General features: G+C 48.1%; 16 protein-coding genes. All 16 read right to left on the reverse strand.

Annotation, left to right across the window (positions count from 1 at the left end; translation table 11 throughout):
- Nucleotides 1-269: 269 nt before the first annotated feature.
- Nucleotides 270-1,118: a hypothetical protein gene (locus ACDD58_RS02705; RefSeq protein WP_118590715.1), complete on the reverse strand. Its 849-nt coding sequence runs from the start codon at nt 1,116-1,118 to the stop codon at nt 270-272.
- Nucleotides 1,115-1,675 carry an RNA polymerase sigma factor gene (locus ACDD58_RS02710; protein ID WP_118590713.1) on the reverse strand — a complete coding sequence of 187 codons (561 nt, stop codon included), beginning with the start codon at nt 1,673-1,675 and terminating at the stop codon, nt 1,115-1,117. Before ACDD58_RS02710 ends, ACDD58_RS02705 begins: the two co-directional genes overlap by 4 nt.
- A gap of 202 nt (nt 1,676-1,877) precedes the next feature.
- Complete coding sequence (locus tag ACDD58_RS02715) at nt 1,878-2,135, reverse strand: hypothetical protein (RefSeq protein WP_243096624.1); 258 nt, start codon at nt 2,133-2,135, stop codon at nt 1,878-1,880.
- Between the two features lie 502 nt (nt 2,136-2,637).
- Nucleotides 2,638-3,000, reverse strand: a complete 363-nt coding sequence (locus ACDD58_RS02720) for a DUF3846 domain-containing protein (protein WP_118590711.1) — start codon at nt 2,998-3,000, stop codon at nt 2,638-2,640.
- Nucleotides 3,001-3,014: 14 nt separating this feature from the next.
- Nucleotides 3,015-3,269, reverse strand: coding sequence for a DUF6103 family protein (locus ACDD58_RS02725; protein ID WP_015519964.1), 255 nt, complete (start codon nt 3,267-3,269; stop codon nt 3,015-3,017).
- A gap of 53 nt (nt 3,270-3,322) precedes the next feature.
- Nucleotides 3,323-3,994 carry a DUF5688 family protein gene (locus ACDD58_RS02730; RefSeq protein ID WP_118590709.1) on the reverse strand — a complete coding sequence of 224 codons (672 nt, stop codon included), beginning with the start codon at nt 3,992-3,994 and terminating at the stop codon, nt 3,323-3,325.
- A 9-nt stretch (nt 3,995-4,003) separates the two neighbouring features.
- Nucleotides 4,004-4,357 (reverse strand): DUF6103 family protein, encoded by a 354-nt coding sequence (locus ACDD58_RS02735; protein ID WP_055216309.1) that lies wholly within the window; start codon nt 4,355-4,357, stop codon nt 4,004-4,006.
- Nucleotides 4,358-4,417: 60 nt separating this feature from the next.
- Nucleotides 4,418-5,503 carry a C40 family peptidase gene (locus tag ACDD58_RS02740; RefSeq protein ID WP_302791111.1) on the reverse strand — a complete coding sequence of 362 codons (1,086 nt, stop codon included), beginning with the start codon at nt 5,501-5,503 and terminating at the stop codon, nt 4,418-4,420.
- Nucleotides 5,479-5,988, reverse strand: a complete 510-nt coding sequence (locus ACDD58_RS02745; protein WP_055193265.1) for a gamma-glutamylcyclotransferase family protein — start codon at nt 5,986-5,988, stop codon at nt 5,479-5,481. The genes ACDD58_RS02740 and ACDD58_RS02745 overlap by 25 nt, the downstream gene beginning before the upstream one ends.
- 30 nt (nt 5,989-6,018) lie before the next feature.
- Nucleotides 6,019-7,038 (reverse strand): amidoligase family protein, encoded by a 1,020-nt coding sequence (locus ACDD58_RS02750; protein WP_118177360.1) that lies wholly within the window; start codon nt 7,036-7,038, stop codon nt 6,019-6,021.
- 32 nt (nt 7,039-7,070) lie between these two features.
- Nucleotides 7,071-8,906, reverse strand: a complete 1,836-nt coding sequence (locus ACDD58_RS02755) for a VirB4 family type IV secretion system protein (RefSeq protein WP_118177361.1) — start codon at nt 8,904-8,906, stop codon at nt 7,071-7,073.
- Nucleotides 8,899-9,471: a hypothetical protein gene (locus ACDD58_RS02760; RefSeq protein ID WP_015519970.1), complete on the reverse strand. Its 573-nt coding sequence runs from the start codon at nt 9,469-9,471 to the stop codon at nt 8,899-8,901. Before ACDD58_RS02760 ends, ACDD58_RS02755 begins: the two co-directional genes overlap by 8 nt.
- Entirely contained in the window at nt 9,455-9,733 is a 279-nt protein-coding gene (locus ACDD58_RS02765) for a hypothetical protein (RefSeq protein WP_015519971.1), read from the reverse strand. Before ACDD58_RS02765 ends, ACDD58_RS02760 begins: the two co-directional genes overlap by 17 nt.
- On the reverse strand, nt 9,714-11,135 hold the full coding sequence (locus tag ACDD58_RS02770) for a DNA cytosine methyltransferase (RefSeq protein WP_370775596.1): 1,422 nt from the start codon (nt 11,133-11,135) through the stop codon (nt 9,714-9,716). The genes ACDD58_RS02765 and ACDD58_RS02770 overlap by 20 nt, the downstream gene beginning before the upstream one ends.
- 12 nt (nt 11,136-11,147) lie before the next feature.
- A complete protein-coding gene (locus ACDD58_RS02775; RefSeq protein WP_006857288.1) occupies nt 11,148-12,008 on the reverse strand; it encodes a conjugal transfer protein TrbL family protein in 861 nt (286 codons plus the stop codon).
- Between the two features lie 25 nt (nt 12,009-12,033).
- Complete coding sequence (locus ACDD58_RS02780; protein ID WP_006857287.1) at nt 12,034-12,372, reverse strand: DUF3852 domain-containing protein; 339 nt, start codon at nt 12,370-12,372, stop codon at nt 12,034-12,036.
- Between the last annotated feature and the right edge of the window lie 26 nt (nt 12,373-12,398).

Here is a 12,398-nt window from a genome sequence, read left to right on the forward strand (position 1 = left end):
ATTCATCTCATCCCTCCTCACAAATATCTACGATATGTTCACACAGTCTCTGCGGTATCACACTGCGCTCCCTCGAACCTTTCAGTCCCTGCGTTTCTCTCTTGGCTTTGTCATGGTTGGTCGCTCCTTTCTGCTCATAGACATAGAAAAAGGACAGTCGATTTTCTCGGCTGCCCTTGTAAAATAGGGAAAACTTATTTACTTTGCAAGAAAGTCTTGTTCTGATACTTCTTCATTAGAAGTATGGCTGTTTTTTGGGGTGAGGCCTATTAGTCTGAGGTTCCGTCGAGGTCTGTGTTCTGATAGTTTTCATATAACCAGTATTTTCCCTCAATTTCAACGACAATGCTATCGCCATACTGATAAACCGCAGCTCCTACAATATCATCATTTGCTTGGAAATTTTCTTTTGGTTCTTCCGAAGAACTAACTGTACTTTCGATTTTTCCTAACAAATTGAAAGAGCTTTTTTCATCTGCGAAGTTAGGTTGAGGGTCAACGATTCGATAAAGCGTATCATTTACATAGACCATAGGAACAATATCTCCACAAATAGGAACCAATGCCTTTAGCAAATCTTCTCCTGTTACACCTAATTGTGCCTCATCGCTTGCAAAAGGAATACGTAGCAGGTATTGTTGGTCTACTTCGTAAAGATATATATAAATACCCGATCCAATATCTTGTGTGTTACCTAAAAGAGAAAGAATGTCTGTTCTTGTCATTGTTGGTGTTAGTTGTTTAATTTGCTCGGCTGTTACCTGTGTCGGTGTATCAATTGGTTCTTTGTATTCTGGTATTAGACTACGGATTTCTTCGGTCAACGGGCTACTTTCTCCTGCGTCAATCGTTTTCACAGCTTCTTTTATTTCTTTATGAGAATAGTCGCTCAAATCTTCAACAGCAATGCCGAGAGAATTGAGATAATCAACCGCTGCATTATATTGAATTATATCAATGGCAAATGCGGTCAATGGCATCATCAAGCACAAGCAAGCTGCAATAGCTCCCCACTTTACCCAAATGGGCATTTTGTCTTTCTTCTTGTAGCTGAGGGCTTCATCGACATATTTTGTATCAAGTTCGCTCATAGCGTCGGAAAACTTCTTTGTGTTCATATGAATACCTCTCTTTCAATCAAGTATTGTTTCATTTTTTCGCGGATACGGGACAGCCGGACAGAGATGTTTTTCTCCGAAAGCCCCATAAACTCGGCTATGTCGTTGTAGCTGTCAGCAAACCAATAGCGTCGCATAAAGATAACGCGGTTTTCGGTAGTCAGCGTGTCCAAAAAACTTTCAATGCTACGTGCTAATTCTCTGGCGTCAATTTCTGCTTCTACTGTGTTCGGGGCTGCTATACAGGCTTCAATTTCTTCCAAAGCAATCGTGTAATGGCTGCTTCGTTTGGCTGCTTCCTTTCTCCAATAGATTTTGAGTGAAATGTTCCGAACGATTTTCACAAGATAAGACAATAGCGGATTAGGTCGTGCTGGTGGAATGGCGTTCCATGCGCCTAAATAAGCATCATTTACACATTCCTCCGCGTCCCACCGATTCCCTACGATATGGTAGGAAAGCTTGTGGCAAACTTTTCCGTATTTTATGTCCAGTTCCCGCATGCCCTGTTCTGAACGCTCAAAAAACATTTCTATGATTTTTTCATCGTCTATCATCACACCGCCTCCTTTCCGGCTTCACCTATATACTACGGTTTTAGCAGCGAATACTACATCAAATTTCAAACTTTTTCAAAAAAATTATACCACACCTCGCGTGAGATTGCTTGCGTTAGCTTTCGCTGCTTCGCTGGCGGTTCTCCGGCGTTCCTCATTGTATGGGACGGTCAGACGGAAAGAGATGCGGTCTTTCTCAATGTCAAATTCCCTGCAGCCCGTTTCCGGGTCTGCGTCGGTCTGCTGGCAAATCGCCGGATAACGGCGGCTGTATGCAGCAGATGACATCCGGTTTCCCGAAAAGTTTTAAGATATCCTCTGCCGTCACCTTGTTGATGTCATCATACAGATCAATGTTTTCAAACTCTTTCGACCATTTCACACTGAATACTTCATGTCCCCGTTGTTCAAAGGCTTTCCCGATGCTCCTTGTTCCTGCAAATAATTCCAATACTTTCATCGTCCCATTCTGGTAGTGGTGCGCACCTCACCCCATGGGACTACTCATTTCCTCCTTCTTTTTCCTCTGTCTATAGACTTTTTTCCCTGTTTCCGCAAAAGGCATAACTTCTGCCGGCCTCTACTGCCTGATTGCGCTGTATCAAAAATAAAAATGGCATAACCTTTCCGAAGCTTCCAAAAAAGTTATGCCATGCTTAGAACTGCCCAACGGCTCTGCCGGTGGGCGTCTGACGGGTTAAGCCGCTCTTTTGCGGCATAACCCCTTTAACCTGCACTATTTTCGACCCTGTTTTACAGCCCCGTTTCATCCCCATTTTCGGAGTCTTGGATGCCTCCGCACTCCGGTTTTTCTGTTAATTTCTCCAAATCGGCTCACACAGGGCAGAATGCAGCCTAGTCGGTCACTTTATCCAGTTTTGCAGAATAACGTCACACGTTGCCACACGCAGGCTCACACGGCGGTGTCTGTGCCGTTTCCTTTCCATTGTCCTGTCACTTTCTTAAAAAGCGAGGATGGTCATATGTGGCTCCAGTTCCGGTTCCTGCCCTGTAAACTGCTCAATCTCTCCAAATCGTCTTGTATATTCTTCGATCTGCTGCTCCGTCAGGGAAATGAAATCACCGTCCGGGGTATCCCCGCAGATAAAAAATGGACCGCAGATGATATCATCACCATTCCTGCGGTTCGGCTGCATTCCATTTAGTTTTCCTTCAGCGTTGATTACTGCCACACATCCATCTCCAAAACCAACGCACTCAATGTCTCCCTCCACCTCTTCCTGACTTGCCTTAAAGTCATTCGCAATCTCCTTCACACAGGGAGGTTTCCCCGGCTCTACTTTCAGAATCTTTATCTTGTCCATGCTTCCTCCGTTCCCTACTCATTCTCCGCAGCACTGCCGGATGCCGCACTGTTTTTTCCCTGCTGGCGGTTTGCCTTTTTGATTGCAGGCGGCACATCCCCTCTGCTTTCAATGTATTCACGGACCGCCTGCGGCACATATTTCTCATACATTTTTCCAAGGACTTCCTTCAGTTCCGCATCAAAATCTGCGTCCTTTTTTCCCATATACTGTTTCACAGCATTTAACTTTTCCTCATCATATTTGATTGTAACGACTGCCTGTTTCATCACTTTACCTCCAAATTTAAACTCTCAGTTGAAATTATTTTCAGAAAAACACACTATTGATACAGCACCATTCCTGCCTGCTCTTCCTGCACGCTCCCCGGTATGACAGACAGCCTGTGCGTATCCCTGTCATATCGGTAAATCTCATCGGACAGATAGTCTGCATCCGGGAACGCCCTGTTTGCTCCATATACCCCATTCCTCAGCCGTTCCATGTCCAGGCCTTCCCGCTCCACCATAAGATACACATCGTGGATGGATGCCGGAAGGACGATCAGATTTCCATCCAGCTTTTCTGCTGATTTTTGCAGCGTTGCCTCGTCCATCATGTACACCGCCCCATGATCCATGTTGTTGGTAAGGACATAAAAGTCGGCATCCGTCCTCCAGATTCTCTCCGGTTTTTTCTCCATCGAAAGGATATTCTGGTCATAGTGATGCCCGTAGGCATCCTCAAAATCCATAAGGAGCGGCGGACGTTTTGCAAACATATTTGCCCATGCATCCTGAAAAAGCACCTCTTCTTCTATCCCCCAATGCTCCATCTGCTCTCTGGTGACAAGTCCGCAGTCCCTCTGAAACTTTTCGTCATACCCGCTGAGACGGCATACCAGCATGAGGTTTTCCTTCTGCTGATGCGCCAGTCCGTCCCATTCCTCTCTGCCTGCCGCATTGCACACTTCCAGAAACAGACGGTCTTTTATTTTCTCTTCATATCCGTTCACTGATCCGCCTCACATTCCCATGCTCATCGTATTTTCTGCTGTCTCTTCCACAGTTTCCGGCACCGGCTCTCTCGGCTGCTCTTCCTGATTCTGTGTCTCCCTGCTCCGTCTGCCGGATGCTCTCTGCTGTCTTGTGCCTCCCGTTCTCTGGGATTCCTCCTCCTGATTTGCTGTCTCCTGTGGAGTTTCCATTCTGCTCTCCACAAATTTTCTGACCTGTGCAGGAACATTTTTCTCATAAGATTTATCGAGATGGCTCTTCAACAGCTCCTCCACGGTTTTTCCTCCCTGCTCTGCCAGAAAGAAACTTAATGCCTCCAGTTTCTCCCCGGCAAATGTGATTTTTATTTCTTTTTCTGCCATATCGCTCCTCCTTCATTTCCATTTTCTGGCGGAAAACAGATGCCTGCGGCATCAAAAAATTTACTGCGGCCTGCCATACAGTACCTGCTTATCGTTATCAAACAGGGGACGGTACACCACCTTCCCTTTGGAATAGGACGCATCCACGACCATGCCGTCTCCGGCATAGATGCCCACATGCGTGATGTTCATGTATCTTCCGTTTGGTTTGTGGCTCCAGAACACAAGGTCCCCCGGCTGCAGTGATTCCTTTGCAACCGTCAGGTTATGCTCCACCATATATCTTCCCTGCTCTGCCGCCGTTCCCGGCAGGGAGATTCCTATCTGTCTGTAACACCACAGCGTCAGGTAACTGCAGTCGACATAATTCCCGGTTCCGCGGAGTGCCTGCGAGTACGGATGCCCCAGTCTTGATAATGCAAGCTGTACGATATCACTCCCATTCCCGTTGGCCGGCAGATCATACACAGGGATATCCCCTGCCCCGTTCCAGCCGCCCCAGTCGGAAAATTCATCCCCCTCTGTCGGGGCTGCCGTGTCATACTTTGCCCCATACCACACATTGACTGCATTGGACTGTTGTTCATAAGTTGCGGTAACTCCATAGTCGGATGCAAGTTTTTGGAAGATTTTTGTCTTATCCCCAATGGCAACTGCCACGGTATATTTTTCCAGCGTGACGGTCCCGTCCTCCTGCTCTATGTTTTGTGTCCGTTCCTCATAATCCACAAAACAGTCTGCGAATTTTTTATAATCATCCGTCTCAAGCCGTACCCGGTCTGCGCCGAAATACAGAGAATAAAAAACGGATTTGACCAGATACCTGTCGCACACTTCCCCTTCTGTCATGCCATCAATGTCATCTAATATGGCATCCAGCTCCGCAAAACTTTCCTGCATCTGGCGGACATAAGCCTGATAATCCGCAGGCATTCCATCCGGTGCTTCCCCTCCATCGAATGCCAGATGCACTGCCGCCCGGTTATGCTCTGTTCCACCGGAGGCAATGCTAATGTAGCACATGACGGCAAGGATGACCGGAAGACACAAGGCTGCCAGTACGGAGGCAATCCCTGTCCACACTTTTTTATTGGTTCCGGCTGCTATGGCTGCCCTTGCGATCAGAGCGGCAGTTGCTGGCTCCATGGTGCTTCCTCCATTCTCTCTGCTTCCATCTCCTGTTTCATTCGTTCCCTGCTCTTTTCAACACCTGCCATCAGAACATCCTCATCAAATCCTGCCTCCTGATATCCGGTGCGGATGGTAGCAAGGTAATGTTCCGAAGGGACTCCCATGGCATACCCCTCCGTCATGGTATATGCCATCATTTTCTCCCGTTTTCCATCCAGCTCCACTTCCAGCATTTCTTTTCCATACAGTCTCGGATATCCCTCATAACGGTCCAGGTTAAACTCATCTCTCGGACTAATCTCCCAGATTAACACCGGTACACTCTCCCCTTTTTTCGGCTCCACCGTAGCTACCGCCCCGTTCCTGTTTCCACGGAACAACAGCTCATAGTCCTTGATTTCCCCGGTTCCTACCACCTTTGCATCGGGGCAGCGCAGTGCCATCTGCGCCCGGTTTAAGTTCGAGCCGTATGCAATATATCTTCTTCCTGTCATGTTCATATTCTTGTTTCCTTTCTCTGCGTTTTGTTTTTACATGGTCATGTTCATTCCCTGTGCATCCTCCGGCACCTCTTCTTCCATGCTGTCTGCCTGCTGTGCATGTCCGATTTCCAGTTCTTTCTTTTCTTTCATCGCACGCAGTCTTTCCTTCTGTCTCACAGCCTGTTCCGGGTCCTTCCATGCAATGCCGCCCTCCAGATTTTCCAGAAGAAACTTCCGCGCCGTCTTAAATTCATCCCCGATCATTCCCAGCCTTAACAGCCAGGTACGGAATGTATATTTTTCGTTGGTGCTGGCAGTCTTGATCCGGCTGGCACATTTCTGGTTCAATGCCTGCGCAGAAATGGCAAGGCAGAGCTGGATATATGCCTTTATTTTTCCTGCATGGGTAGTGGAGTTAAACAGACGAAACTCAATCGTTCCCTTCTGGAACACGCTGTGCAGATTCAGACAGTGGTAACGGCTTTCATGGTAATGCCTGTGCCTTCCATCAACCCCCTTGTACCAGATCCTGCTCACTTCCTCCAGACTCTTTGGTTTCTTCCGGTTCAGTTCCTGCAAAAAGTCCTCTTCCACCTTCTGGCAGTAACGATGCTCCCTCTCTACATCTACCTGAAGTGCCTTATAGATCAAATCTTCCTTGCTGTACATGATGTTGGTGATGTTCCGCAGTGTCCTTGCATCATGGGGTGCCGCGTTGATATGCACATGGATGCCTGTATTCTTTCCTGCCACTGCACCTGCATGCCGGAGCTGCCGGATGAGTTCTTGTATGACAGGGATATCCGCATATTCACAGATGGGGGAAACAAATTCTACCTTGTACTCACTCCCCGCATAACCGCCGCCTTTTTTCTGTGCCTCAATGCTGGAGTCATACATGACTTTCCACCTGCGGCCTGCCGCATCCCTGACACTGTACACTTCATAGCTTCCACCGTCATAGCTGGCTACAGAGGAAAAATAGGCTGCCATAACCTCCGCAGCACGCTGTCTGGTAATGCCTGTCATCTCGATCTCAATGCCGAATTTCTGCTCCCTCATGTCCATAGTCTGGCATCCCTCCTTCCTTTTTCCCTGCCTTATCGTCCTCCGGCACTTCCGAACAGTTTCTCCTTGTACTCCGGTGCATGTACCATGAGGTTGTAACGTTCATTGCCGCATTTATAGAGACACACGCCCCTCTGCGGATAACGGATCAGGTTGTATTCGCTCTGCTCAAGCTGCAAGGTATCGATATAAAATCTGGAATCGATGTTTCCCGCATTGAACAGAAATACATGGGTTGGGATGGAAAATAGCGGTTTCGTGTACTCCCGGATTCCATCGATATTGAAGTCCTCCAGATTCTGGCTGGCAAGGATGACGGCACTGTCCTTTTTTCGCACACGTTTCATAAAGTTTCGGATATATTCCACGGCGGTCAGGTTGGTAAGGAACAGATAAAACTCATCGATGCAGGCTGCCGTATGCCCATTGGTCAGAAGTTCATTGGACATGTAGGAAAGCACATTAAACAGCATGGCATCCTTCACATTTTTGCTTGCCTGAAGCAGTCCCTTGACACCGAAAGTCAGAAAACTGCTGTCCGTGATGTTTGTATGTCCGTTAAAAAATTTGGACTCCGCTCCCTTACACATGGAGTGAAGTCCAAGACAGATTTCCTGCAGAAGCTCTGCGGTATACAGTTGTTTCTTCTTCACATCGTAATGCTTATATTCCTCCTCCATCAGATCGTAAAGGTCAGACAGGATCGGGTAATCCTTTGACGTAAGCCTGCCAAAGTCCGTATCATCCCCTATGTTCCACTTCTCATAAAGTTTCGCTAACATGATCTCTATCGTGTCAAGCTGGCTGTCCGTAAAATTCTTATAGCTTCGGAAAAAGTCTTTTAAGAAGGAAATATGCTGGCTTAATTTTGAGGAACAGCGGAACGCATAGGGTGCCTCTGTATCTTCCGGGCTGCCGTTTTCATCCCATGTTTTGGGTTCTAACACATTGATGATATACTCCCCGCTCATCAAATCCACAAAACAGCCTCCCAGATTTCCGGTCAAATCCACATATTCATGCTCCGGGTCCAGGCAGATAACTTTCATCCCGGACTCCCGCAGGATGGTCTGTATCAGTTTTAACAGGTAGGATTTTCCCTGCCCGGAGTTTCCAAGGATGAGGATATTGGCATTGGTCTTGTCATCCGCTCTCTGGTTGAAATCTACAATAACATTGCTTCCAAACTTATCCCTCCCGATATAAAATCCGTTCTTATCGGTCTTGCCGGAGTAGTTGAACGGGAACAGGTTCGCCACACTCGAAGCCGGAAGCGCACGTTCAAACTGTTCCAGAAAGACATTCCTGCCAGCCGGATGCACACATAGGAACCCCTGCTTCTGGCGCAGCAGCAGCTTATCCACGTTCAGTTTGGAACGGATGAGTTCTGTCAACACTTCGGTCTGCAACAGCTTCAACTTATCCATGTCCGCTGCGGATAACTCCAGATACACAGCCGTATGCAGCAACGGCTCCCTGTTGCGGTGCATGGTCGCAATGATGTTGGTCACATCCTGCAGGTTGCTCGCTGCCGTGACTGTCTCCTGTAAATTTTCTGTATTTCCCTGTTTCATGCGGTTCTTGTTTGCCGCATTGCTGATGATTTTTTTCTCCTCTGCCGGTGTGACCTGTCTGGTATAGATACGCAGTGTCACGCCATCCTTTTCCCCAAGATGGCGCAGGATTGCCTGCTCATCCGTTGCAGTCGGATATTCCCTGAGTGCCCAGACACTGCGGAACGTATTCCCGCAGATATAATGATCCGTGTAAAACTGGATGACGGACGGCGCGATCATATCAAGGAAACTCTTAAGCCTCTCTTCCCCCGGTGTCTGTGTCTGTGTTTTTTTCTTTCTGTTGTTATTCATTTAAAATGATCCACCTCTCTCCATCAAATTCTTCAAATTTTTCCGTTGTGACATTCTGTTCAAAGTAAACAGCCAGTATCCTCTTCATGTCCTCCTCATCCGCTCTTTTGGATGTAAATCCCTGTTCCACCAGCATTTTTTCGATACGGTTTAAGTAAGCGAACACCTCATTCTCCTTCTGGTTTCTCAGCCGGATAATCAGTAAAAACTCCCTCGCCGTTGCCATCTGCACCTGCATCCGGTCAAGGTGTCCTGCATCCAGTTCCAGCAGTTTCCGCACAGTCGGGTTGGTTTCTTCCTCCGCGCGGTTCTTTAAATATCTTTTGTTGTCCTCAAAATTTTCACGGGAATTTAAGCACATCATCTCGATTTCTGTGATGCCTTTTAATACCGTCATGAGTCCATAGATTCTTGCGGAAAGGCTCTCCTCCGACAACACAGACAGGTTGCTCGGCTGGATCAGAAAATAGACCAGCTCGTCCTTCCGGTAGGTGCGGATGCTGTAATCCGACAGTTCTTTTGTCCCCATCAGCTCCCTTGTGGACTGTTCATTCTTCCGTTTCATTTGCGGTATACCTCCATTCATAATGCTGCTGTTCCACCAAAAAATACGCACATGCATAGCGGATAAATTTTAAGATGGTGGTATCCTCCACCTGTATCGTTAAAAATGCGTATACACCTGCTATCACCATCGGGAACCACAGTTTTGCATAGGCAAATGCAAACACGGATATCAGTACGATGATTCCTGTCACTGCAAGGTCTTTTAGCTCCCACAGCCACATGCTCGCTTTCGATTTCAGATTATCCGGGTATATGTACATCCCGTTCTCCCTCCTGTCTTTCTAAAAAATAAGCAATGCCACAGAGGATATATTCCACACACGGCACTGCCACGCTGTTTCCCAATGCCCGGTACCGGACACTGTCACTTGCTCCCGGAATGTCCGTCCAGTGGTCCGGGAATCCCATAAGTCTTTCACACTCAAGCGGTATGAGTTTCCTCACACGCTTTTTTCTCTGCAGGTCATCCGTGTATGCCACACAGTGCCTGTCCTCTGTTGTCAGCGTATAACTGACTCCCTGCTGATAGCCGCAGCCGTTTCCCCCGTTTTTATCCTGACGGTTGATGACATTTCCGGCGATGCAGTAGGGTTCTCCATGGACAGCAAGCGGCGTATTGTTGCCTCCCGTCCCCAGTGCAGAAGTAATGGTCTGTGCCACTTTCACCGGTCCGCTGTAGCGGGTGTCCGGTCCGTGATTGTCAAACAGGATCGGCTGGTTATTGCCTGCCATCCCTGCCGCTGCTGTAATGGTCGGACAGTATCCGATCCCGATTTCTGCATTTGCCTGACTGCTCGCCATGATAATGGGCGGTGTGCTTGAACTGTGTGCCAGAAGTGTACCGATAAGGTTCCGGTACACATCCATCCGCTGTCCTCCCTGATCCATCAGACACACGATGTCGGCTCCTGTGCCTGCATCAAAAGTGCCGCCTCCAAGATCGGCGGCAGCTTTTTCCCTCTGTTCCCTGCTCTCCTGATAATGCCTCCACACGCTTTCGGACTCAAATAATATCTCTCCGGCACTGTGGCCTCCAAAATCTGCGACAAGGAAGATTCTTCTGCGTCTCTGGGGGACTCCCCAAAATTGAGCGTCCAGTACTCTCCAAGCAACAGAGAATTCCTGTCCCAGAATAATCCCGGCAGGAGTCCATGCCCCATCCGGCGGTCCAGGTAAAGATACGGACTCCTCCGATATACCACAGACTTCTTCGAGGACTCTCTTAAAATCTGCTCCTTTTGGTTCTCCGCTTGAGAAGGCTCCCGGCACATTTTCCCAGACCATATACCGAGGTCGAACAGGGACATCTGCTCTCCTTCCACTGCTGTTTTTCCTCCTTTCCTCCTGCCTGCGCATTTCTTTTATGATGCGTACCTGCTCTAAAAAGAGACCGGAACGCATCCCCGCAAGTCCTGCGCGTCTCCCGGCAATGGATAAGTCCTGACATGGCGAACCCCCGGCTATCACATCCACAACCGGGAGGTTTTCCCCATGCAGTTTTGTAATGTCTCCCATGTGTTTCATCTCCGGGAACCGGTACGTGGTAACTGCCATGGGAAACTTTTCTATCTCACTCGCCCACACAGGTCGTATGCCATTTCTTTTTGCTGCCAATGGAAATCCCCCGATCCCATCGAACAGACTCCCCAGCTTTTTCTCCATCCTTTCACCGCCTTATGCTGCCACTGCTTTGACAACCGTTTTTGAAATGTTGATGGCTGTCTGCGCTGCATAAACTCCGCTCATCAGGTTTGCCTTTGTGCTGGTGTCCAGTCCGAACTGTCCGGCAATCCTCGGCACCTCCGTGGAGGAAAGCATGACACCCAGACCAAGCAGAGGATGGTCCTTGAAGATCATGAGTCCTGCCGTGAGCATGGTGGACTGCAGGAAAGCGGTGAGACAGATTCCAATGACCTGCTTGCACCACTGGGTAAAACCGTCAATATATCCTCTTGGAACAGAAAACATATAAAGGCTTCCAACTGCGATTTGTATGAGCAGGATGCCTCCTCTTTTCAGGTTTCCGAAAAACACTTTTATCACGGCATACCCCATCATCACGGCACAGAATATCTGCAGGATCGGATTCCCCACTCCCGGCATGGCGGCTGACATAAGCACCTGCTGTGCAGTCATCCCGATGCTTTCCGCATCTGTAATGCCGGATAATGCCGATCCGAAGGAACTCTGCAGCGACACACTTAGGGAGTATAAGTTGACCGGAAGAATGGAAAACAGGCTGACCGCCATAAATCCCTTGACATAGTTTAAGGCAGTATCCTTGATACTGCCCCTTCCTCCCTGATACTCTATGGCACATTCAAAAGCTCCGACCACCAGCCCTACCACAAACAATGCCCAGCCAAGCCAACTAAAAAAAGTGGTAATTGCATTCACCCACGGCAGGTCAAACAATTCCACCCCCATATTGTTCATCATTGCAAAAAAATCATTGAGAAATCCAACGATCTTCCCATACAGCCAGTCGATGATCTGGTCTAGTACGGTTTCCGCAACAAAATCAAATATAAACATCTGACACCTTCTTTCTCACCATCCCCTATATGCCAAGGATTTTCCAGATATAGGTCGGTGCCGTCAGCGTAAACACCAGACACGCAAACAGGATTGCGGGTGCCGCCCATTCAAACTGCCCGTGTTTTCGGTAATCAAAGTATGCAGTACCCAGCTTTGCAAAGAAGAATACGGCAAGTATCAGGTCGATTGCCGGGAACACCACCTTATTGACTACTGTCTTGATCTGTGCGGAGGCATCCTGCCATGTACCCTCGATTGCTCCTGCCACGTCCCCTTTTCCTGACGCATATACTGTAGTTCCAAACATCATCGTAAGTGCAAGCACCATCACTGCCATCATCATCCATTTCTTTTTCTTCATCTGATCTTCCTTTCCTTTTTTCTGTT

Origin of the sequence: Roseburia sp. (assembly GCF_041325975.1) — a bacterium.
Classification (GTDB): Bacteria; Bacillota; Clostridia; order Lachnospirales; family Lachnospiraceae; genus Roseburia; species Roseburia rectibacter.